This is a genomic window from Psychroflexus sp. ALD_RP9, assembly GCF_017311165.1.
In the GTDB taxonomy this organism is placed as follows: domain Bacteria; phylum Bacteroidota; class Bacteroidia; order Flavobacteriales; family Flavobacteriaceae; genus Psychroflexus.
The window spans coordinates 1456273-1480156 of the sequence record NZ_CP062973.1; the positions used below are offsets into that span (position 1 = coordinate 1456273).

At 33.2% G+C, this 23884-nt stretch carries 19 protein-coding genes; 11 read left to right on the plus strand and 8 right to left on the minus strand.

Annotated elements, in window-relative coordinates; all coding sequences use genetic code 11:
* Positions 1-48: 48 nt before the first annotated feature.
* Positions 49-1410 carry a saccharopine dehydrogenase family protein gene (locus IMZ30_RS06830; protein ID WP_207037585.1) on the minus strand — a complete coding sequence of 454 codons (1362 nt, stop codon included), beginning with the start codon at positions 1408-1410 and terminating at the stop codon, positions 49-51.
* A 73-nt stretch (positions 1411-1483) separates the two neighbouring features.
* Between IMZ30_RS06830 and IMZ30_RS06835 the strand changes: the two genes are divergently transcribed.
* Complete coding sequence (locus IMZ30_RS06835) at positions 1484-1870, plus strand: DUF423 domain-containing protein (RefSeq protein WP_207037586.1); 387 nt, start codon at positions 1484-1486, stop codon at positions 1868-1870.
* A 75-nt stretch (positions 1871-1945) separates the two neighbouring features.
* A complete protein-coding gene (gene pckA, locus IMZ30_RS06840; RefSeq protein ID WP_207037587.1) occupies positions 1946-3541 on the plus strand; it encodes a phosphoenolpyruvate carboxykinase (ATP) in 1596 nt (531 codons plus the stop codon).
* Positions 3542-3583: 42 nt separating this feature from the next.
* On the opposite strand, the gene IMZ30_RS06845 is transcribed toward pckA, so the two are convergent.
* A complete protein-coding gene (locus tag IMZ30_RS06845; RefSeq protein WP_207037588.1) occupies positions 3584-4336 on the minus strand; it encodes a uroporphyrinogen-III synthase in 753 nt (250 codons plus the stop codon).
* Positions 4337-4355: 19 nt separating this feature from the next.
* Positions 4356-4994 (minus strand): DUF4271 domain-containing protein, encoded by a 639-nt coding sequence (locus IMZ30_RS06850; RefSeq protein ID WP_207037589.1) that lies wholly within the window; start codon positions 4992-4994, stop codon positions 4356-4358.
* 84 nt (positions 4995-5078) lie between these two features.
* Between IMZ30_RS06850 and IMZ30_RS06855 the strand changes: the two genes are divergently transcribed.
* From IMZ30_RS06855 to IMZ30_RS06865, 3 genes are read left to right on the plus strand one after another with little or no spacing between them, the layout of a single operon-like run.
* The gene (locus IMZ30_RS06855; RefSeq protein WP_207037590.1) at positions 5079-5801 is read left to right on the plus strand and encodes a polyprenol monophosphomannose synthase; all 723 of its coding nucleotides are present in this window, start codon (positions 5079-5081) and stop codon (positions 5799-5801) included.
* Positions 5798-7138, plus strand: a complete 1341-nt coding sequence (locus tag IMZ30_RS06860; RefSeq protein WP_207039694.1) for a dihydroorotase — start codon at positions 5798-5800, stop codon at positions 7136-7138. Before IMZ30_RS06855 ends, IMZ30_RS06860 begins: the two co-directional genes overlap by 4 nt.
* A 10-nt stretch (positions 7139-7148) precedes the next feature.
* A complete protein-coding gene (locus tag IMZ30_RS06865) occupies positions 7149-7565 on the plus strand; it encodes a DUF4296 domain-containing protein (RefSeq protein ID WP_207037591.1) in 417 nt (138 codons plus the stop codon).
* Here IMZ30_RS06865 and IMZ30_RS06870 read toward each other — a convergent pair.
* Entirely contained in the window at positions 7555-8619 is a 1065-nt protein-coding gene (locus IMZ30_RS06870; protein ID WP_207037592.1) for an NAD-dependent epimerase/dehydratase family protein, read from the minus strand. The genes IMZ30_RS06865 and IMZ30_RS06870 overlap by 11 nt on opposite strands.
* Positions 8620-8630: 11 nt before the next feature.
* Here IMZ30_RS06870 and tyrS point away from each other — a divergent pair, with 11 nt between their 5' ends.
* The gene (tyrS, locus tag IMZ30_RS06875) at positions 8631-9926 is read left to right on the plus strand and encodes a tyrosine--tRNA ligase (protein ID WP_207037593.1); all 1296 of its coding nucleotides are present in this window, start codon (positions 8631-8633) and stop codon (positions 9924-9926) included.
* Between the two features lie 155 nt (positions 9927-10081).
* On the opposite strand, the gene IMZ30_RS06880 is transcribed toward tyrS, so the two are convergent.
* The 3 genes from IMZ30_RS06880 to IMZ30_RS06890 form a co-directional block, all read right to left on the minus strand.
* Entirely contained in the window at positions 10082-11068 is a 987-nt protein-coding gene (locus tag IMZ30_RS06880; protein ID WP_207037594.1) for an acyl transferase, read from the minus strand.
* 54 nt (positions 11069-11122) lie between these two features.
* Positions 11123-12799: a T9SS type A sorting domain-containing protein gene (locus IMZ30_RS06885; protein ID WP_207037595.1), complete on the minus strand. Its 1677-nt coding sequence runs from the start codon at positions 12797-12799 to the stop codon at positions 11123-11125.
* Positions 12800-12948: 149 nt separating this feature from the next.
* Complete coding sequence (locus IMZ30_RS06890) at positions 12949-14688, minus strand: T9SS type A sorting domain-containing protein (protein ID WP_207037596.1); 1740 nt, start codon at positions 14686-14688, stop codon at positions 12949-12951.
* Positions 14689-14946: 258 nt separating this feature from the next.
* Here IMZ30_RS06890 and IMZ30_RS06895 point away from each other — a divergent pair, with 258 nt between their 5' ends.
* From IMZ30_RS06895 to IMZ30_RS06910, 4 genes are all read left to right on the plus strand, one after another.
* Positions 14947-17358, plus strand: a complete 2412-nt coding sequence (locus IMZ30_RS06895; protein ID WP_207037597.1) for a hypothetical protein — start codon at positions 14947-14949, stop codon at positions 17356-17358.
* Positions 17359-17437: 79 nt separating this feature from the next.
* Complete coding sequence (locus IMZ30_RS06900; protein ID WP_207037598.1) at positions 17438-20245, plus strand: TonB-dependent receptor; 2808 nt, start codon at positions 17438-17440, stop codon at positions 20243-20245.
* Between the two features lie 150 nt (positions 20246-20395).
* Positions 20396-21079, plus strand: coding sequence for a response regulator transcription factor (locus IMZ30_RS06905; protein WP_207037599.1), 684 nt, complete (start codon positions 20396-20398; stop codon positions 21077-21079).
* Entirely contained in the window at positions 21079-22140 is a 1062-nt protein-coding gene (locus IMZ30_RS06910; protein ID WP_207037600.1) for a sensor histidine kinase, read from the plus strand. Before IMZ30_RS06905 ends, IMZ30_RS06910 begins: the two co-directional genes overlap by 1 nt.
* Here IMZ30_RS06910 and IMZ30_RS06915 read toward each other — a convergent pair.
* On the minus strand, positions 22097-23158 hold the full coding sequence (locus IMZ30_RS06915) for a glycosyltransferase (RefSeq protein ID WP_207037601.1): 1062 nt from the start codon (positions 23156-23158) through the stop codon (positions 22097-22099). The two genes, IMZ30_RS06910 and IMZ30_RS06915, sit on opposite strands and share 44 nt — an antisense overlap.
* Positions 23159-23206: 48 nt before the next feature.
* Here IMZ30_RS06915 and trmB point away from each other — a divergent pair, with 48 nt between their 5' ends.
* Complete coding sequence (trmB, locus tag IMZ30_RS06920) at positions 23207-23884, plus strand: tRNA (guanosine(46)-N7)-methyltransferase TrmB (RefSeq protein WP_207037602.1); 678 nt, start codon at positions 23207-23209, stop codon at positions 23882-23884.

Consider the following 23884-nt stretch of genomic DNA (forward strand, 5'->3'; position numbering starts at 1 on the left):
AAAGTATTATTTTGAAATTGAATAATTGTTAAATTTAATCAGATACTTTTACAATTGGTCTGGGTTATAGCCAAGATAATCACGCTCTGTCTCTGAAAATTTAATATCATAAGTTTCTAATTCTTTTAAAATCGGGTTGTAAATTTCAGGATAAATTGGTCTTAAAACTCCAGGTTTAGATATTTCACCAGAGATCATTTTTACTACGGCAATTCCTAATGGTAACCCAACTGTTCTTGCCATTGCTGTGAATGTTTGGTCTTCACCTATGCTAACCATTGTCGAGTCGATTTGTTGTTTTTTACCATTAAGCTCGTAACCAAATTTATGGTACATTACAATCATATCTTTATCATCTGCGTTGAGCGTCCATTTGTCTTCTAAAATTTTTTGTAATGCTTGTGCTGGAGTTGCATTTTTAAGGCCAATTACTTTGTTGTTATTGAAGATTTCGAGTTCTAAAAGTTTATCCCAAATTAAGTCATCTTGATCAATTTTAAGATTATGTCTTAATTTAAGTTCAACTGAATCTGTTGGAGAATAAGGTAAGAACGAATTTACAAATTCACGGTAGGTCATGTTTTCAGAATTTTCTATCGTGTAAGAATCATCAGTCATACCTAGTTGCACAAACACATTCCAAGCCTTGCTAAAACCTACTCTACGCAATGTACCTCTATAAAGTGTTGGGATATCTTTAATGTTGTAAACTTCGCGATAAGCTAATGAGTTTCGGTTGGCAAGACCTTCAAAACGACCGTAGCCGGGAACTTCTAAAAATTCAGTTCGTCTAAATAAACGTTGGTAAGGGATATATTTATATTGACCTTCTTGAATAAACTTTGCGGCGCCACCTTGTCCAGCTACAACAACATTTCTAGGATTCCAAGTAAATTTGTAGTGCCATAAGTTATCATCGCTTTCAGGAGCGACTAAACCGCCTGTAAACGATTCAAACAAAAGCATTTTTCCGCCTTGATCTCTAATACGATCAATTACTTGCATAGCACTCATGTGGTCAATCCCTGGATCTACACCAATTTCATTCATAAAAGTTAATCCTTTGGCTTTAACCTCTTGGTCAAGTGCCGCCATTTCATCTGATACGTAAGATGCTGTAGCTAAATTTTTATCGAAAGCAATGCAGTCTTTGGCGACTTCAATATGAAAACGCGCTGGCAGCATAGAAACTACTAAATCAGCTTCTTTGATGGCATTCTGTCTTTCTTCAGTTTTAAAAATATCTAATTCTATAGCTGAAGTTGAACTATAATTAGCAGCTTTTTTAGCAACATTTAAATCTTTATCAGCTATAGTGATTTCAAAATTTAAATTTTTAGATTTTTCATGTAAATATCTTACTAATGCTGAAGTAGATTTCCCAGCACCAATTATTAATATGTTAGTCATAGTATTAATTATTTAGTAATTCTTAATTTTGCGAAGCCACGAATGTAAATAAATTCAAATAAATTAAACAAAGATGCATAAAAAGCTTTTAGGCCTTGGACTAATTCTAGGCGGAATTTCAATTGTATTAGGTGCTTTTGCTAGTCATGGTTTAGAAAATTTAATTGCAAAAGAAGCTATTGAAACTTTTGAAACTGGTGTACGCTACCAAATGTATCAAGCCTTGTTTTTAATAGGAGTTAGCTTTTATAAAGCTCTTTTAATCAGGCAAGTTAACTTGATTTTTTGGTTAAATTTAATTGGTGTTTTATGTTTTTCTGGTTCAATTTATGGTCTAGCTACAAATGAATTGTCAAGTTTTGATTTTAAAACAATAGCATTAGTAACACCTTTAGGCGGCTTGATGCTTATTATTGTTTGGTTTTATACTGCTTATTTAGTGTATAAAAAAAATAAATAAAGTTGATTTAAATCAGTAGATTTTCGAAATAAGTCTTTAAATTTGTTTGCCTAATGATAATTCAACACCATTATTATGCAAAACAATGAAAAAGTTACGAAAACGATTTCGTTAACATCTTACGGTATTCAATCCTCTAAGGTTCATTACCAACTATCATCTGAAGAACTTCATAAAATAACAGTCGAAAAAAATCAAGGTGTCACAGTAAATTCTGGCGCTTTGGCTGTTAATACAGGTGAATTTACAGGCCGATCTCCAAAAGATCGATTTATTGTTGAAGATGCAATTACAAAAGACGAAATTTGGTGGGGTGATATTAATATTCCTTTTGAATCTGACAAGTTTGATCAACTTTACGATAAGGTTGTTAACTACCTCTCAGATAAAGAGCTTTTTGTTCGGGATAATTTTGCTTGTGCAGACGAGAACTATAAAGTTAAAATTAGACATATAAATGAGTATCCTTGGAGTAATATGTTTACTTACAATATGTTTTTAAGACCAAACGAGGCTGAATTAGAAAACTTTACACCAGAATGGACAGTTATTAATGCGCCAGGTTTTAAAGCTGATCCTGAAGTTGATGGAACACGAGCTCATAATTTTGCAATTCTTAATTTTACAAAAAAAATTGCTCTTGTTGGTGGTACTGGTTACACAGGTGAAATTAAAAAGGGTATTTTTTCTGCCTTAAACTTTATTTTGCCAGTGATGAAGAATACTTTACCAATGCACTGTTCTGCAAATGTTGGTGAAGATGGAGATACAGCTATTTTCTTTGGTTTATCAGGAACAGGAAAAACAACGCTTTCTGCCGATCCAGAACGCTATTTAATCGGAGATGATGAACATGGATGGACAAATGAAAACACGGTGTTTAATTTTGAAGGTGGTTGTTATGCTAAAGTTATTGACTTAACCGAAGAGAAAGAACCTGATATTTTTAGAGCTATAAAACCAGGAGCAATACTAGAAAATGTTGTGATAAATAATGGTGAAGTAGATTTTAAAGATGCTTCGATTACTCAAAATACAAGAGTGAGTTATCCTATTCACCATATAAAAAATATTAAACAACCATCAGTTGGTGAAAACCCAAAAAATATCTTCTTTTTAACAGCTGATGCTTTTGGCGTATTACCTCCTATAAGTAAATTAACTCCAGGTCAAGCAGCATTTCATTTTATAAGTGGTTACACTGCTAAAGTTGCAGGAACCGAGGCTGGAATTGATGAGCCATTGCCAAGTTTCTCAGCTTGTTTTGGCGCGCCATTTATGCCTTTACATCCAACACGATACGCTGAAATGCTTAGTAAAAAGATGCAGGAGGCTGGTGTTAATGTTTGGTTAGTTAATACGGGTTGGACAGGTGGTCCTTACGGTACAGGTAGCAGAATGAAGTTAAAATATACCCGAGAAATGATTTCATCAGCTCTAGAAGGCCTGTTAGACCAAGTTGAGTTTGAGCAACATGAAATTTTTGGTTTACATATGCCTAAAGAGTGTCCTAACGTGCCTAACGAAGTCTTAAACCCAAAACAGACATGGGCAGATCAAGAAGCTTATGATAAAAAAGCAATGGCTTTAGCAAAATCTTTTAAAGATAACTTCAAGCAATTTGAAGATTATGCAAATGAAGAGATAATTAATGGTGGGCCTTTAAAATAGAAGTGATTACTACTTTAAAAACTGAACAAAAAAGCCAATTATTTAATTGGCTTTTTTGTTTGCATCTATAACATATTTTTCTATAGCCATAGTCATAGAAGGTGCTTCTGGAGTTGGCGCTTTAATTTGAACATTTAAACCTTTTTCTTTAGCAGCTTTTAGAGTTGTTTTCCCAAAGGCGGCAATTCTAGTGTTTTTTTGTTCAAAATCCGGGAAATTTTCAAAAAGCGATTTAATTCCACTTGGGCTAAAAAAGACAACAACATCATAAAAGACTTCTTTTAAGTGTGATAAATCACTAACTACTGTTTTGTAAAAAATCCCTCGCGTCCAATCGATACCTAATTTATCTAATTGTTGAGGTATAACCGGCTTAAGTGTGTCTGAAGATGGTAATAAAAACTTTTCATCTTTATGTTTTTTTATGTAAGCCACAAGGTCTTGAAAATTACGCTTACCAACATAAATCTTGCGTTTTCTGTAAACCACATACTTTTGCAAATAGTAAGCAACGGCTTCACTTTGGCAAAAGTACTTCATTGTATCTGGAATTTTAAAACGCATTTCTTCTGCGATTCTAAAATAATTGTCAACAGCATTTCTACTTGTAAGAATAATTGCCGTGTAGTTATGTAAATCTATTTTTTGTTGTCTTACCTCTTTAGAGTCAACGCCTTCAACATGAATAAAAGGTATAAAGTCTATCTTTACCTTCAATTTAGATTCTAATTCAGCGTAAGGTGAATTATCTACTTTAGGTTCAGGTTGAGAGATTAGGATAGTCTTAACTTTCATAGGTTTCAATTTCAAACACCTAAAATTTATACCAATTTAGGGCAATAATTATGGGTGCTATTTCAAGGCTGCAAATGTACAAAATAAAATAAAACCAATGAGGTAATAGTTTATTTCGTTCTTTATATGCTTGAAAACCAATGATAGCAAGGTTAATTAAAACAAATAGTGTAAAAATAGCGTAAATAAATTTTTGGTTTAGGTTATTATTTAAGTGATAAATAATAAAAAATGGATAGCAAATGAGTGTTGAAAATATAAAAGCACTTACCTTAGTTAAAGCGTATAATTTTACTAGTTTAACTGAGTCTGACAAGTAACCAATTGTAATTTCAAATCCTAACTTTAAAATCAAAACAAAAGTACCTACAAAGGTTAATTCGAGTGGCGAAAAATTGATGTTTAACCTAGGTTGATATATTTGGATGATGCTATAAATTATAAGAAGCGTTGAAGTTACTAGAAATACTTCAGTTGTATTAAAACTAAATTTTAAACGCTCTTTTTCTGCTAAGTAAGACTTTAATAAATCAGATTTAAAAAATAAATAAAATGTAGCTTCGTTTAAGTGTTTAGCAATGGCCATACAAAAGCCAATACCAAGTAAACTTAAAAAAAGCCAATTGTTAGTTGCTATGTTTCGAAGTATTACTTCCATAAGTGTCGCAAAATTAAACTAATTAGTTTTGATGCGTGTTATCTATGCATCCAAATTAATTACATTTGTATTTTTATAAATTTTATGCTTAAAAGACTCGTCATTATACCAACCTATAACGAAATTGAAAATATATCTGATATTATTTCAGCTATAATTTCGTTACCTCTAAAGTTTGATATTTTGGTTGTTGATGATAATTCACCAGATGGTACGGCTAAAAAAGTACGAGAATTACAAGCTAACTTTAAACAGATTTTTTTAGAAGTTCGTAATGCTAAGAATGGCTTGGGTAAAGCTTATATTCATGGATTTAAATGGGCGTTAGAGCAAGCTTATGATTTAATTTTTCAAATAGATGCAGATTTTTCTCATAACCCCAAAGATTTAATTTTACTCAATAAAGCTTGTGAGCAAGACAATGCAGACCTTGCAATTGGTTCGCGATATTTAACAGGCGTAAATGTTGTAAACTGGCCTATGAAGCGTGTGTTAATGTCTTGGTTAGCTTCTAAATATGTAAAAATCATGACAGGCTTACCTATTGAAGATACAACAGCTGGATTTGCCTGCTTTAAATCTAAAGTTTTAAAAGAAATTAACCTTGATAAAATTAAATTTATTGGGTATGCATTTCAAATTGAAATGAAATATAAAGCTTATCACAAAGGCTTTTCAGTACAAGAAATCCCGATTATTTTTACGGATAGAACTAAAGGAACTTCAAAGATGAGCAGTAAAATTATCACAGAAGCAGTGTTTGGAATTATAAGAATGAGACTAACTAAACTTTTTGGAAGATTATAATGGAATATTTAATAAAAAATGCAAAAATTGTCAACGAAGGTAAGATTGTCGAAGGTGATGTTTTTGTGAAAGATCAAATTATTGCTGAAATTGATACTTCAATCAGCGTAAAATCTAACACCACTCAAGTTATTGATGCTGAAGGTAATTTTTTGATTCCCGGAATGATCGATGATCAAGTTCATTTTAGAGAACCAGGTTTAACACATAAAGAAACTATTTTAACAGGTTCTAAAGCGGCCGTCGCTGGTGGAATAACGTCTTACTTTGAGATGCCAAATACTCAACCGCAAACCACAACGCAAACTTTATTTCAAGAAAAATGCCAATTAGCTAATAGCAATAGTTACGCAAATTTTGCTTTTATGTTTGGTGGTACCAATGATAATTTAGAAGAGATTAAAAAAATTAATCCAAAAATCACACCTGCATTAAAATTATTTTTAGGGTCATCAACTGGAAATATGCTTGTTGATGATGAAAATGTTTTAGAGCAAATCTTTAAGCATTCGCCATTAATTATTGCAGCTCATTGCGAAGATGAAGCTACCATAAAGCATAATCTAGAAAAGGCTATTTCAAATTATGGTGAAGACATCCCGATTAGTGAACATCCTAACATTAGGAGTGAAGAAGCTTGTTATTTATCATCGTCTAAAGCTATAAAATTAGCTGAAAAAACCGGAGCACGTCTACACGTTTTTCATTTATCAACAGCTAAAGAAATGAGTTTATTTGGTAATAAAAAACCACTAAACAAAAAGCAAATAACTGCTGAAGTTTGCATTCACCATTTATGGTTTTCTGATAAAGATTATCAAGACAAAGGAACATTTATTAAATGGAATCCGGCTGTTAAAACTGAAAAAGATCGTGATGCCTTATGGAAGGCTTTAAATAATGATAAAATTGATGTTGTAGCTACTGATCACGCGCCACACACCAAAGAAGAAAAAAAGCAAATATACACAAAAGCACCTAGTGGTGGCCCTTTAGTTCAGCATGCCTTGCCAGCACTTTTTGAGGCTTACCATCAGAACAAAATTTCAGTCGAAAGAATTGTTGAAAAAACAGCACACAACCCAGCACGATTATTTGATGTAGAAAAACGCGGTTTTATAAAAGAAGGCTATTTCGCAGACTTAGTTTTAGTAAATCCTAATGAACCTTGGTCTGTCAATCAAGATAATATTTTCTACAAGTGTGGTTGGTCTCCTTTTTATGGAAGCTCCTTCAGGTCTAGAATTACACATACTTTTGTAAATGGTAACTTAGTCTATAAAAATTTTAAATTCAGTGATGATAAACCAGGGATGCAAATTACATTTGAGCGTTAAGATTGCCTTTTTGGGTATCTTACTTTTTAACCTTTTGGCTTGCCAAGACACCTATGAAGTAAACGAACCTGACGAACTCATTTCTAAACAAAAAATGATTGACATTATAGAAGATATGATGTTAATGGATGCTGCAAAAAATATTTCTAGTCGCCAATTTAGAGTTAATGACATTAGATTATATGATGTTATTAAAACTAAATATGATATAGATAGTACACGCTTGCGTCAAAACTTAGAATATTACAATCAACAGTTTGAAGTCAATATTGAAATTTATGACTCTGTTAAAGCACGTCTGCAAAGAAGAAAAAATAGTGTAGACTCTATTGCTATCGTTAAAGACAGCATAAAAATGTTTAATATTGATCGAAACAAAAAGCGGCAAGACTCAATAAAAAAAGCTAAAGTCTCAGTTAAAAATTAGAATTTTCCTTGATTTGTTTTAAAGTATCATCAATTTTTTGAAACTTAAATTGAATTACGTTTTTAATTTTATGATTACTATAGGTGTCACTTTCAAAAAGGGAAGTAATTAAGTCTTTTGTCATTTGGCGTTTTTTCCCTATTAAAGAGGTAAGTAAGCTAAAAAGCCAAAAAACAAACAACATCCATTTTGTAATTTTAATTTGAGGTGGCTTAGCATTAAATAAATTAGCAATTTTCACTGCTAAAGTTTTAAAATTCAAATTTTCGGTAACTAGAATGTAGCGTTCATTTTTTAAATCAGATTGCATGAGTAAGTACATGGCCTTACAACAATCGTAAACACTCACAAATCCAGTAGTTTTATTAAAATAAAATTTGAAACCCTTAGCATATTTGTTTATAATTTCACCACTACCTTGATTATAAAATCCATGTCCTAAAATTACACCAGGATTAACGATTATAAGGTTTAAACCTTCTTGAGAACCACGCCATGCTTCGCGCTCAGCACCATATTTTGCAATTGCATAAGCATTAGATTTGTCATGTTCTGAAATCGTAATTTGTTCATCAATAAGGTTTAATTCAGGATTTTTACTTAGCGTAGCAATACTACTTACATGGCAAAATTTTTGGACACGATATTCAAGACTAAAATTAATGATGTTTGCTGTGCCTTCAATATTTACCTTTCGTAACCTTTTATAGTCACTTGGTGCGTTGCTAATCATGCCTGCACAATGATAAACATGAGCAATTTTATGATTAGAAAAGACATTATTCAATTGCGGAATATCTAATATATCAGCCTTGACCCACTTCAGCCTTTGCTCGATAACCAGATCAGTAACCTCTGAGTAGGTTTTCAGAATCTCAAGGGCTTTATTTCGCTTTGCTTCAGTTCTATATAAGCAAACACAGGGTTCACTTAAACTAATTAAGTAAGCCGTTAAATGTGTTCCTAAAAATCCAGTTGCACCTGTAATTAAATTCATTTGGTAAATATACTTAGCTTGTAGGAAAAAAGCTTCATAATGGTATCTTTGTGACAAAATTTTAGGAGATGAAAAATGATTTTATAGAAGAAGTTACTTGGCGAGGAATGGTTCATGATGTTATGCCAGGTACACAAGATCACTTAAATGAAAGTATGCGAGCAGCTTATGTTGGTATAGATCCTACCGCAGATTCGCTTCACGTTGGTCATTTAGTGGGCGTGATGTTATTAAAACACTTTCAGTTAGCTGGTCATAAACCCGTTGCTTTAATCGGTGGTGCTACAGGTATGATTGGCGATCCTTCAGGCAAATCTGAAGAACGTAATTTATTAGATGAGGAAACTTTAAAGCATAATCAAAATTCAATTAAACATCAGCTTGAAAAATTTTTAGATTTTAAGAGTCAAGAAAATAACGCTGCTGTTTTAGTTAATAACTACGACTGGATGAAGTCTTTTAGTTTCATAGATTTTATTAGAGATGTTGGTAAGCATATTACGGTAAATTATATGATGGCAAAAGATTCGGTTAAAAAACGTTTATCAGCCGAATCTAAAGAAGGCATGAGTTTTACTGAATTTACCTACCAATTGGTTCAGGGTTACGATTTTCTACATTTATATAGAAGTTTAAACTGTAGCCTGCAAATGGGCGGCAGTGATCAATGGGGAAACATTACCACAGGTACTGAACTCATTAGACGTATTGAGCAAGGCAAAGGATTTGCTTTAACTTGCCCGTTAATTACAAAAGCTGATGGAACTAAATTTGGTAAAACTGCATCAGGAAATATTTGGCTTGACCCTAAAAAAACATCTCCATTTAAGTTTTATCAATTCTGGTTAAATACAAGTGATGAAGATGCCGAAAAGTTTATCAAGATTTTTACATTTAAATCTAAAGATGACATTGAAAAACTTATAAAAACCCATAAAGATGCGCCGCACTTAAGAGTTTTACAAAAGGCTTTAGCAATTGATATTACTATTGCAGTTCATGGTAAAGAACAGTTAGAAAATGCTCAAAAAGCAAGTAATATTTTATTTGGGAAATCAACTTTCGAAGACTTAAACTCGATCGAAGAGCAAACATTTTTAGACGTTTTTGAAGGTGTTCCAACCGCTGAAATTAAAAAAGACAAATTGAGTGAAGGTATAGATATTGTTGAAGCTTTAACTACGCATTCAAATTTTCTAGGATCTAAGGGTGAAGCAAGACGTGCCTTAAAACAAAACGCTATCGCTGTTAATAAGGAAAAAGTTAGTGTTGATTTTAAAATTAAAGCGCAATATTTATTAAGTGATAAATATATTTTAATAAGTAAAGGAAAAAAACTAAATTATATAATAGTTGCAGTATAAAAACAATAAAGCCCCGAATTAACGGGACTTTATCTAACTAACCAATCTATTATGAAAAAACTTCATCCTGGCACAAATATATAATTTAAGTTCAATTAACCAATATTATTTACAAAAATAATAACATAAATTGGCAAAAATTTTTAAATTTTGCTTTACAAAGCCATTAAGTTACAACCACGAACATCACTTTGATCAAATCGACCTAAAATTTCATAGGAGTTTTCATCTATAACTTTACCCAAATCTTGGGTTGCAATAAAGCTGCATGAATACAAGTTTGCTAAATCTATCACGTTAATGCCACCTGTTTTGTTACTTTTTTGATAATTCAGTGCATCTTCAGGGTCTCGAATTAAAAATCTTAAATGTTTCGGACATTTAAAAATTCCATCACCTAGACTGTAAGCTTGTGAAAGTAATTCTGTCATGCCATATTCGCTATGTATGCTTTTTACATTAAAAGCCTTTGTTAAGATAGTGTGTAATTCATGACGTGTCATTTCTTTTCGTCTACCTTTCATTCCGCCAGTTTCCATAATCACACAATGGCTCAGGTCTAAATCCTGAAATGCTTCTGCTAAATCAAGTAAGGCAAAGCTAACACCAATCAGCAAAACTTTTTTATTTTTCTTTTTAAGTTGGTCGAGTTGTTTAACTAGTTCATCAATGTTGTGAAGATAAAAGCCACTTTGTTTGTTTTTACTTTTTTTAATCAAGTTATCGACCATGTAGATGAGAGATGAACCCTCGCGTTCTAGATATGATGGTAACAAAGCTAGGATAACAAAATCTTCTGGGTCACCATAAAATTGTTTAAACGTATTCAAAAAGCTTCTTTCATAGAGAGACAAATCACTAATAAAATGTTGGCTAGGTATTTGCCCTGTTGTACCGCTACTTAAAAATGTTTTTTCGATGGTGTTAAAAGATATGACGTGTTTTTTTTTGAAAAACTCAATTGGTAAAAAAGGAATTTTTTCTAAGGTGGTTACTTCATCCGGTTCGCTAATAAAAAAATCACAAAATTCTCTATATACCTTACAATTTTCATATTGAAATCGGAAAACTTCAAGACTTATTTCAATAAAATCTTCATTAGAATTAATTGCGAATATGTTATTTTCCAGGCTTTTCATCATTAAAAAAAGCACCTCAATTGAGGTGCTTTTGCAAAGATAGTAATCTTTATGTGTTTATTGAACAACTAGTTTTTTTGTTAAGCTCTGGTTGCCTTCAGTGACTTTAACTAAATAGACACCAGACTTTAGGCTAGCAGTGTTAAGTTGAGCTGAATTGTTAGCCGTTTGCTTTAAAACTTGCTTACCTAAGACATTATATACCTCAACTGTAAATGTATTAGCATTGCTAATTGAAATATTCACTAAGTTTCCTTTAACTGGATTAGGATATAAAACTACATCTGAGTTTGTAAAAGATGTGTTGCTTAAAGTAACATCGATATCGTTATCTCTTGGGTAAATTCTGTATTCACCGTTGTTTTCCTCACCTGCTAAACCAGCAACATTAACTGTGTTTGTAGGAACAATGTCTCCTGTATAAGCAAGGTTAAATAAAGCTTCTACTAAAGTAGAGTTTTGACCAGCATCCTCGATAGGATAAGCATCTCCATTATCGAATGTAATTACTCCATCTGCTGTTGTAAACGTAATATTTTCAAAAGCAACAAGTTCACCTTCGTAGTTTTCAAAGTTAGTATTGAATTCTGAAATTGTTAAAATTTGAGGATTTACGGTGTTACCAGTTGAAGTTGCTGCACCAGGATCTGTGTCAGGATTAAATTGTAACATCCCATTAAAACTATTTAAAGTACCTGATAAACCTGTAATTCCATCTTCAACATTATAAGTAGAAGTAATTGCTCCTGGATCATCGTCAATTAGGATACCAGCTGAAGCGTCCTGAACGTATTTTTGTCCTCTAAAGCTTTGTTGGTATGTAAGAACAACTTCACCTGTAACTTTATAAAAAGTACCATCTGTAGCACCATTTCTCAAAGCGGCTAAATCTGCAACTTCTACATAACCAATTGCGTTAGCAGTAAGCGTGTAATTGGCTTCTGGATTTGTAAGTTCAACATCATTATTGTCTTTTAATACAGCAGTTAAAACATATTGTTTTCCGCCTTCAAAAGGTGTTATTTGTATGGGTTGATTGTTAAGATCTAATAAATCTCCAGCTTGGTGAGTAACACCATCAGTTACATTTGAAATTTCCCAAGAAATGTAACCATCTGTACCTACTGTAAAATTAGCAACATTGAATTCAAGTTCAATTTGATCTAACTCGCTTGGCGCTACTGTTGTTGTAGATCCAGAAGGCTCAGCGTCTACAACACTAAGTGTTGGTGTTGGTGCACCAGCAAAAGCCGTCCAAGATATATCATCAATAATAACTTGTTTTGGGGTTATATTTACTATCTCAATAATAATGTCACCACCAACATTAATGTCACTTACAGAGAAAGTCTGTTCAGTAAAATCATCAAATGGTTGTGAAGTACCAACAGAAATACCGTTGATAAAGACTTCGACTTGTCTATCACCACCTCCGGTGAAACCTTTATAAAGTTTCATTGAAAAATCTCCGATACCTCCAGAAATAGTGCTAGAAGTAATTTTACTATTGTCTGAAACTCTTCTTAACATAAGTGCAGGTAAGTTAATTCCTGAGCTGTTTGCGTCACCGTTACCATCTCTAGATGCAACGTATGTCCAAGTAATTCCATTATTACCTACAAAGCTATCATCAGCATAGCCTGAAGTTGCATTAGAGTTTGTAAAATCTTCTAATCCTTGTGCAAAAGAAAAAGAAGCCATTAATGCAAATACAATAAAAGTAATTTTTTTCATTATAAAATATTTAAAGTTTTTACAAAAATATGAATTTCATTTTGCTAAGAACTGACAACCGTCATACTTTACCTTAATTTAATATTACAGAAATAAAAAAGCGCCACTTAAATAAGTAGCGCTTTTTGTAAGATAACTTTAAAATTAGTCTATTGTATAACTAACTTTTTTGTCGAGCTCTGATTTCCTTGTGTCATCCTTACCAAATAAACGCCTGATTGTAAATTTGAAACATTTAATTTTGTTGAGGCTTTTACATTTTTAGTTAAAACTTCTTTTCCTAGCATATTAAAAATAGTTACTTCAAAATCAGTATTTTTATTTGAAGATATATTGATTGTTTCACCTTTTGAAGGGTTAGGATAGAGTTTGAAATTATTTCTTTCAAAGCTAATATTAGATAAAGTTGTAGGAGTAACTTCATCCCAAGTTGTGCCTATTCTCAACTCATCAAATGTTAACGAAGGTGTTTCACCAGTAGAATCTTGACGAAGGCCAAATCTACCAATACTACCTGGTGAATCATCCGTATCAGTTAATAAAGCTGCAGGAGCAGTACCACCTAAATCAGTATTACTTGGGTTTATCCATGCTTTAAGTTCACCGTTATCTGTGTTGTAACTTATTACAACAAATACAACATCGCCAGTGTTATACTGTGTTGTTGTAAATTCACTAGCACTACTTGCATTAGTATATGCTATGTCGTAAGTTGTGCTTGTGACTGGTCTAATCCATAAACGAGCATCAAAATTTCCAAGTAAAACAAAGTAGCCTCCTTGTGTGTTGTTGGTTAAGTTTGATAAGTCATTAACTTTAATCATGAAAGAAGCAAAAACTTCTCCAGTTGAAACAGTCGTAAATTCACGTTCTACATCGTCACCACCACCTTCAATGTTTATAGCGTTTCCAGTTGAAGCACTAATACCAGAATAGGTTAAATTATCTTGAATAACTTCTACAGTATTTCCTGATCCGCTAAAGTTTTCCCAATCAGATATGGTTGTAAGATCTGGATCAGTTGCATAATCAAAAGCTTCATAAATTGGTAAATCTGCTGTAGGCTCACAATCTGGACTAAAAATATCAATATCTTCATCACAAACGCCAGTATTTGATATATTTACAGTAAAATCTACATTCTCTGAAATACCTGTTATGGTAATGGTTCCAGTTGCGTCTGTTGTTGGGTTGCCAGCACTTAAATCGATAGTACCTTCTGGCGATGTTACTGTAAAAGTATCGTTGCCACCTCCAGAAAATTGAATGGTTGTGGTGTAAGTGTCTTGACCAGAAGTAATATTGTCACAAGTTGTTGCTACATCTTCAATCGTAAAATCACAACTTTGAGAGGTGTTAGGAGCGCCAGGTGTTGGAACGGCAACCAAATAACTACCGTCAGTTTGTCTTTGAATAGATTCACTTTCAGTATCATTATATTGAATAGTTTCATTAAGACCAGTTAAAAGCTCGGTATCATCACTATCATTAGTACCATATACTAAAGCAGATAAAAGATTGGTTGTTGTTACTGGTGTGTCGTTAGGAAAGTCAGATTCGCTTCCAGTATATAAAGCCACTGCATCTGGTCCGTTTTGCAAACCGTTGCTTGGAAGCGTAATTTGAGCATTGTTCACACCTGTATTACCAAGTACGAAAAGTCCGTTTGCATCGGTGCTAAAGCCATCCAGGCCGTAAGCAGCATAGCTTTGGTCATCACTGCCATTAAACATCACCACAACCAGTCCGTCTAAAGCGGTATTTGGTGTCCAAGAAATTTCTACAAACTCAGCTGAATCAGTTCCAGATTGATCTGCATCTACTTCATTAATGACTTGGCTAAAGCCAATGAATGAAAAGAATAAAAATAACAATGTAATTTTTTTCATAATTCAATTTTTAAATGTGTACAATTTCAAATATAATCATCTTTATTGTTTAATAAGTTTTATATCTAATTATTAACAGTTTTTACCAAATCCCATTCCTTTCTTTTAAAATCAAGTGGCTTTAAGTTTTAAGTTAACCTAATCTTATGTAAGCTTCAATTTCATAATCTAGGTTTCAATATTTGGTAACATTAGTTTAACAAGCATCAAAGACTTCTCAGATAGTTTTGCCAACAAAATATTAATAAACATAACACAATGAAAAAATTATTTTACTCGGTTGTATTTATGAGCGTTTTGTTTTTCGCTTCTTGTAGCGATGATGATACGGTTACAAATCCAAACCCACAACCAAGCAATGAAGTGGTCTCTGGAAACATTACAGAAAACACTACTTGGACAAACGACAGAATTTGGGAACTAGACGGTAAAGTTTATGTTACTGAAGGTGTAACCTTGACAATTAACCCAGGAACTATTATTAAGGGTCAACAATCTACAGGTTCTAATGCCTCGGCTTTAATTGTAGCGCAAGACGCAACATTAATTGCAGATGGCTCTCCAAGTGAGCCGATTATTTTTACATCTTCTGCTGATAATATAGAAGTTGGTCAAACTTCAGGTACTAATTTAGATGTTAACGATCGCGGTTTATGGGGCGGCGTTTTAGTTTTAGGAAATGCGCCAGGTTCATTTTCAGGAGATGCTGAATCTGTACAAATTGAAGGTCTTCCAGCTACTGAACCAGGTGATTATGGTGGGTCAAATGCATCAGATAGCTCAGGAATATTAAGACATGTATCTATAAGACATGGTGGAGCAATTATTGGTTCTGATAACGAAATTAACGGTTTAACACTTGGTGGTGTTGGTAATGGTACAATTGTAGATCATATTGAAGTTATTGCAAATGTAGATGATGGTATCGAGTTTTTTGGTGGTACTGTAGATGCTTCTAACTTATTGGTTTGGGGTGTTGGTGATGACGCGATTGATATAGATCAAGCTTACTCAGGAACTATTACAAATGTTGTTACGATTCAAGAAAATATTTCAGACCACGCACTTGAAATTGATGGTCCTGAAGGTTCTTTTGAAGATTCATTTACAATCAATAACTTAACAATGTTTGGTGACAACTCTGAAGTTATTGATGGTGTTAGCGGTAACCGTGAATATGCAGACTTTAGAGATAATGCTCAAGGTTCAGTTAACAATGTATATGCTGTTGGTTTTGCTTCTGGTGCTGACGTAGAATTAGACGATCAAGCAACTTCAGATAATTATGCAGCTGGTAACTTAAGTTTTACAAATTGGGAAATTGTATTTCCTCAAGGAGCAGGCTTCTTTACAACTTTTAAAGATACGGCCGATTCACCATCAACTTTTGCAGATGATTCTTCAGATTGGACTGATGGTATTGTAGCAGGTGAAGAAACAACAGGTGCTAACTTAGATGTATTTGCTTGGACAATGGCTAATTCAGAAGGTGCTATTGATGCAGGTGAAGTTGAAGCTGGAACTCAAACAGTTTCAGGTAACATTACTGAAGATACTACATGGACTAACGATCGTTTCTGGTTAATGGAAGGTAAGGTTTATGTTGAAGATGGCGTAACACTTACTATCGAGCCAGGTACAATTGTTAAAGGTGCTCAATCTACAGGCTCTAATGCTTCAGCTTTAATCGTAGCACAAGGTGGTACTTTAATTGCTGATGGTCAAGACCCATCAACGCCAATCATATTTACATCTGAGGCTGATAATATTGCTTTGGGAGAAACAGCTGGGACTAATTTAGATGTTGATGATCGTGGCCTTTGGGGTGGCGTTTTAGTTTTAGGTAAAGCTAAAGGTTCATTCTCTGGCGACGCAGTTTCAGTTCAAATTGAAGGTTTACCTGCAACTGAGCCAGGAACTTACGGTGGTAACGATGATAACGATAATTCAGGTGTTTTACGTTATATCTCAATAAGACATGGTGGTGCTGTAATTGGTTCTGATAATGAAATTAACGGTTTAACACTTGGTGGTGTTGGTAATGGTACCACAATAGACCACATCGAAGTTGTAGCTAACGTTGATGACGGTATCGAATTTTTTGGTGGATCTGTAGATGCATCTAACTTAATTGTTTGGGGTGTTGGTGATGATGCAATTGATATTGATCAAGCTTATTCAGGAACAATTACTAATGCTATTACTATTCAAGAAAATGTATCAGATCATGGTTTAGAAATTGATGGTCCTGAAGGTTCTTTTGAAGCTGCCTTTACTATTAATAATTTAACTATGTATGGTGATAATTCTGCCACTGTTGATGGTGTAAGTGGTAATCGTGAATATGCAGATTTTAGAGATAATGCTCAAGGTTCAGTAAATAACGTTTATACAGTTGGATTTTTATCAGGTGCAGATTTAGAACTTGATGATCAAGCGACTTCTGATAACTATGTAGCTTCAGAATTGGTATTTTCTAATTGGGAAATGGTTTTACCTTCTGGTGTAAATGATGTAACGGCAATTTGGAAAGATACAGCTGAAACGCCATCATCATTTACAACTGATGCCTCAAGTTGGGCTTCAAGTGTAACTGAAGGTAGTCAAGCTACAGGAGCAGATGCTTCAGTGTTTAGTTGGACGATGTCATCATTACAATCTGCGTTTTAATTAGCATAACATTAAATTACTTAAACTCACTCCTTTTTTCAAGGGGTGAGTTTTTATACATTTTATTAAATACATTGATATGATTAATCGATTTTTATTAGTTGTGAGCTTTTTAATAGGAGTTTTAGCTAATGCTCAAGAAGGAACAATTAAAGGTAAGGTCTATGACGAAGAGGTAAACGATGTGCTTCCTTTTGCAAATGTTACTTTGAAAGGAACTACTATTGGTTCAACCACAGATTTTGATGGGAACTTTGCTCTTAACGTTGAACCTGGAACATACACAGTTGTATTTTCATTCGTGGGTTACCAAACAAAAGAAGTAACAGAGGTTGTTGTAGAAGAAGGTAAAGATGTGGTTGTAAACATTTCATTAGCTGCTTCAGCAGCTTCTTTAGATGAAGTTGTAATTACAACTACTGCCAGAGAAAATACAGAGGCATCTGTACTAAACTTACAAAAAAAATCAGTCAATGTATTTGACGGTTTATCGATCGAAAGTGTTAAAAAAGTAGGCGCAAATGATGTTGCTTCAGCTGTAAAAAACATACCTGGCGTTTCTGTTGAAGGTGGTAAGTATGTGTACGTACGCGGCCTTGGTGATCGATACACAAAATCTATTTTAAATGGTATGAGTTTGCCAGGTTTAGATCCTGACCGCAATACGATACAATTAGACATTTTTCCGACTAATTTATTAGAAAATATCATTGTGTATAAAACACTTACAGCTGACTTACCAGCCGATTTTACAGGTGGTGCGGTCGATATTGTAACAAAAGACTTTTCGTCTCGAGAAGAGTATACATTTAATGTTGGTCTTAGTTATAATCCTGATATGCATTTTAATGGTGATTTTTTAACGCAATCGGGCAGTAATACTGATTTTTTAGGTTTTGATGACGGACTTCGTGATGATCCTATTGCACCCGGAACTGATATTCCGTTACCTTTTAACGATGACCCACAATTAACACGATTTACTCAGGCCTTTAATCCTGAGATGGCGGCTAAAACATCCAATAGCAATATGAATTACAATTTTGGTTTTAGCACCTCTAACCAATTTGATGTTGGCGAAGATAGACTTGGTTACATAGGGTCAATTTCTTACCGAACAGAACAAACTTATTACGATAATTACACCCAAAACTTTTTATTAAAGCCAGAACAACTCAATGAGTTTGAAATGATTCCTAATCGTTTACAGCAAGGCCGCTTATCTAAAGAAAGTGTTTTAGTAAGCGCAATGGCTGGCTTGACTTATAAAAGAGATTATGCAAAATATAAGTTAAACATGCTTCATTTGCAAAGTGGTGAAGCAAGAACTGGTGAGTTTTTTCAGCAAACATTCATTTCTAATGGTGCTGAATTTTTTAGTGATAACCTAGAATATACTCAACGTTCTGTCTCAAACCTTCAGCTTTCTGGTGAACACGCTTTCGAATCTAATGAAAATTGGAACCTTGACTGGAGCACATCTGCAGCTTATGCACTTGTAGCAGATAAAGACGTGAGATCTACATTATTCGAGTTTGAAGACGATCGATTAATAATTAGACCAAGTATTGGTGATCCAAGACGAATTTGGAGAGATCTAGATGAAATTAACTTATCAGCTAAAACTGACTTGCAGAATAAACACCAATTGTTCGATAGTGATGCTAAGTTGAAGTTTGGTGCACTAACCGACTACAAACAACGTGAGTTTAACATCAATCAATACGTCATCAGATTTGATGGTGCACCAGCCGAACCTCTTAACGGTAACCCAAACCAGTTATTAAAAGATGTCAATATATGGAGAGTAAATAACTCAGGCGGCTCTTACATTGTTAATCAATTTGAGCCCGCTAATAATTACGACTCTTATTCTACAACCTTTGCAGGTTATGTGTCTGAAGAATTTAATGTTAACGAAAAACTTAAGGCTATTTTAGGGGTTAGGTTTGAAAAGTTCGATATCTACTATACAGGCCAAGACACCCAAGGTAATGTGCAGTTAGTTGATGAAAACATTATAAGTGAAGCCGATTTTTTTCCTTCAGCTAATTTTATCTACAGCTTAAACGAAGATCAAAATTTGAGATTAACTTATTCAAGATCTACAGCAAGGCCTTCATTTAAAGAAGCTTCTGTTGCTCAAATATTCGATCCAATTACTAACATAACCTTCAATGGTAACCTGGAGTTAAAGCCAACTTATGTGAATAACCTAGATATTCGATATGAAATTTTTGGAGATGATGCTCAATTAATCGCTGTTAGTGGGTTTTACAAAGATTTTACAGATCCAATTGAATTAACCGTATTTGGTATTGAAGCAATAAACGATATTCAGCCAAGAAACCTTGGTCAAGCTCAGGTTTTTGGAGCCGAGTTTGAAGTGAGAAAGAATTTTGGCTTTATAGCTGAGTCTTTAAAAGATCTTAGTATTAACGCTAACGTATCCATCATAGAATCTCAGCAAACTATGAACGAAGCAGAATTTCAAGGAAGGTTATCTGCAGCAAGAGATGGTGAATCAATAGATAATGAAAGACAACTTCAAGGTCAATCTCCATTTTTAATCAATACGGGTTTAACTTACGATAGCGATGATAAAGGTATCAGAACAGGTCTTTATTATAATGTTCAAGGAAAAACCCTTCAAGTTGTGGGTATTGGAGCAGTTCCAGATGTTTATACAGAACCATTTCACAACCTCAAGTTTAACTTTACAAAATCATTTGGTGAAGACAATAATTCGAGTATTACATTCAGAGCGAGCAACTTGCTTAATGATGATAGAGAAAGCTTTTACGAATCATTTGGAGCAGAAGATAGAATTTATAATAAATTTAGCCCTGGAATGAATTTCTCTTTAAGCTATAGCTTAAAATTTTAATACAAACTCGTATAAATTTTAAACAAAAAAACCACTCTAATAGGAGTGGTTTTTTGTTTACAGTTGAGCTTAAATTTAATTGGTAATTATTTGTTAACTTTAAACATCAATTTCTTTAAGTAAATTTGTCTCAGTCATAATAATGTAATCATGAAAAAATCAGACATTAGTATTTTAATTGTAGACGACGACCCAGATATTCTTGAAATTTTAAGCTACAATTTATCGCAAGAAAAATATAAAGTATACACTGCTGAAAATGGAGTAGAAGCCGTTAAAAAGGCAAAGAAAAAGCGCCCTCATTTAATTATATTAGATGTAATGATGCCTGAAATGGATGGTATAGAAGCTTGCGAACAAATCAGAAAGACAAAAGGCCTAGAAGATACTGTTATTACTTTTTTAACCGCTAGAGGAGAAGACTATTCACAAGTCGCTGGTTTCGATGCAGGAGCTGATGATTATATCACTAAACCTGTTAAACCTAAAGTTTTAATAAGTAAAGTTGGTGCTTTGTTAAGACGATTTAAGTCTGACAAAAAAGAAAAAAACATCTACAAAGTTGGCGATATCACTATTAATAAAGACGAATACAAAGTTATAAATAGTGGTGTTGAATTGACCTTGCCAAGAAAAGAATTTGAACTTTTATCATTATTGACTTCAGAGCCTGGTAAAGTGTTTAAACGTGAAGATATTTTAAACACAGTTTGGGGTAACGAAGTTGTAGTCGGCGGTAGAACAATAGACGTTCATATCAGGAAATTACGCGAAAAAATAGGAGATAATCGCTTTAAAACCGTAAAAGGTGTTGGTTATAAGTTTGTTATTTAATGGCGCAAAAGTTTAAACGCTCATATCGATTTGCTTTCTATACATCAACCTATATTACCCTGTTTTTAAGCTTGCTTATTCTTGCTTATGAATATATTGTTCTAAGTGTTAATTGGGGATCTATCGGTATTTTTGCTTTATTTTCTTTTGTGTTTTCATTCTTCATTATTCAGCTGAGAATAGAATATTTTATCTACAAACGAGTTAAAGCAGTTTATGATAGTGTGGCACTTTTAGATGCTGAAACTATTGGCACAAAACGAGTCACTTCAGACATGAAAACCTTAACTGCTGAAGTCGAAAAATTTGCTCGAGATAAAAAACTTGAAATTGAAACGCTTAAAGTTAGAGAAAACTACCGTAAAGAATTTATAGGTAACATTTCACATGAACTTAAAACGCCATTATTTACAGTACAAGGTTATATACTTACTTTGTTAGATGGCGCAATCAAAGATAAAAAAGTAAGAAAAAAATACCTTGCTCGCGCTAGTAAAGGTGTTGATAGGCTGATTTATATTGTTAAAGATTTAGATATGATAACAAAGCTCGAAACAGGAGACCTACACTTGTTTAAAGAGGACTTTGATATCGTTGAGCTAATTCAAAGCGTTTTTGAGCTACTTGAAATGAAAGCAGCAAAAAAAGATATTTCATTAACTTTTGATGCTGAGTATGAACCCATTCATGTCAATGCAGATATTGAACGTATTCAACAAGTTTTAACAAACCTAATTGTTAATTCAATTAAATATGGTAAAAAAGATGGCACAACTGAAATTAGCCTCGAATTTTTAAAAAGTAACAAACTTCTTATTCGCATTACAGATAATGGTGAAGGTATAGAAAAACAGCATATATCACGACTGTTTGAACGCTTTTTTAGAGTAGACAAAAGTGGTTCTCGTAAAGAAGGTGGTTCGGGCTTAGGATTATCGATAGTAAAACATATTATTGAAGCACATCAAGAACAAGTTTTTGTTGATTCTGAATACGGAATTGGTAGCGAATTTTCATTTACACTTCCACTTTCCAATTTAAATCAATCTGAAGCGGGCTAATCTTGTAGTTGCAAAATCCATTTTCATTTGAATTTTTAATACGTTCTAAACTTAAATTACTTTGTGAACAATAATCAGCCAAACCATTTTTCTTTAAATGTTTAGCTAAATATTCTTGTTCATATTGTCCAGGCGTTGGGACTAAAAATGCTTTAGCACCTAATTTCGCTAGATCTAAAATTGAAGTATATCCTGAACGACAAATAATACATTCAGATTGATTAATAACGCGATTTAAATCAGTTGAAGTCATATAATTATAAACTTCAATTAACCCAATTTCATGTTTTGTTCTTTTAGCTTCAATCTTTCCTTGGATTAGGATTGTGCGGTAATTTTCAGTTTTGAACATTGTAATTAACTGTTGTTCAAACTCACTTCTTAAAGGTTCAGGTCCAGAAAGAATCATTGCATATTTATAAATTTTTTCTGTAGCATTCGGCTTCATTCGAGAAGGAATCCCAATATATTTTGCATTAGCATTTAAATGTTTGTTTTTACTCAATATACCGCTTAATTGTGGTGACTCGCTTCGGTCTGGAATCCAAATAGAATCGAATTTTTTTAAAAAATAGGCATGAATAACAGTTGTTAGCCAAGAACTTTTTCCTGATAAAACTGTAAGTTGATGTGTAATTATTATTGATGGGATATGAGTCAATCTCAAGCCAATACGGTTATCAGAAATGATAAGGTCTAAATGCTCTTTTTGGCTGATTTCTTTTAAAATACGTTGCTCTTTTTTGATTTTTTTTATTAATCTAAATGCTTGCAACCCCAATTTATATTTCATGCTAAATTTAGAACGGGCGTAAGTGGCTTTAGAACAAGTTAACAGGTAAGATTTTAGTTTTGGAAATTCTTGTTGTAACAAATTTAAGGCTGCACCATCGCTTGCTAAACAAACATCATGTCCTTGAGATAATAAATATTTTATAATGGGTATACATCGTGTGGCATGGCCTAAGCCCCAATTTAAAGGCGCTACTAATATTCTTAAATGTGGCTTTCTTGCCATAAATTTGCGATACGTGTTTTAATGTTTAATTTTACAAAAAAATAAATTGTGGGGAGTAAAAATAAACTCAAACGTTTCAAAGAAAACGAAACTTTTTCAAATGTCGTTCAGCCAACACGTGAACAAATTGTCACTAAATCTTTACCTTATTATGGTAAATGGGCTAGCGACTTTTTTAAAAATAACAACCCCATAAGTCTTGAACTTGGTTGTGGTAAAGGTGAATATACAGTTGAATTAGCAAGGCAAAATCCAGACAGAAATTTTATTGGGATAGACATTAAAGGTGCACGATTCTGGCGTGGAGCAAAAACAGCTCTTGAAGAAAACCTTTCAAACGTATTGTTTATTCGTACACAAATTGAATTAGTTGATTTAATTTTTATCGAAAATGAAATTGATGAAATTTGGATTACTTTTCCAGATCCACAAATGAAATGGAAACGTACTAAACATCGCATGACTAACCCTTCTTTTTTAGATAAATACAAAAAAATGTTACAACCTAACGGCATCATTCATCTCAAAACAGACTCTGAGTTTATGCATGCTTATACGCTAGGAATTTTAGAAGGTTTAGGCTATCATATCATGTATGCACATCATGATATTTATGTAAATCACGAAGCGCCTAAAAATGTTGTTGGTATTCAAACTTTTTACGAATCGCAGTATTTGAAACAAAATAAACCTATAACTTACCTCAAATTTAATTTTCAAACTTAA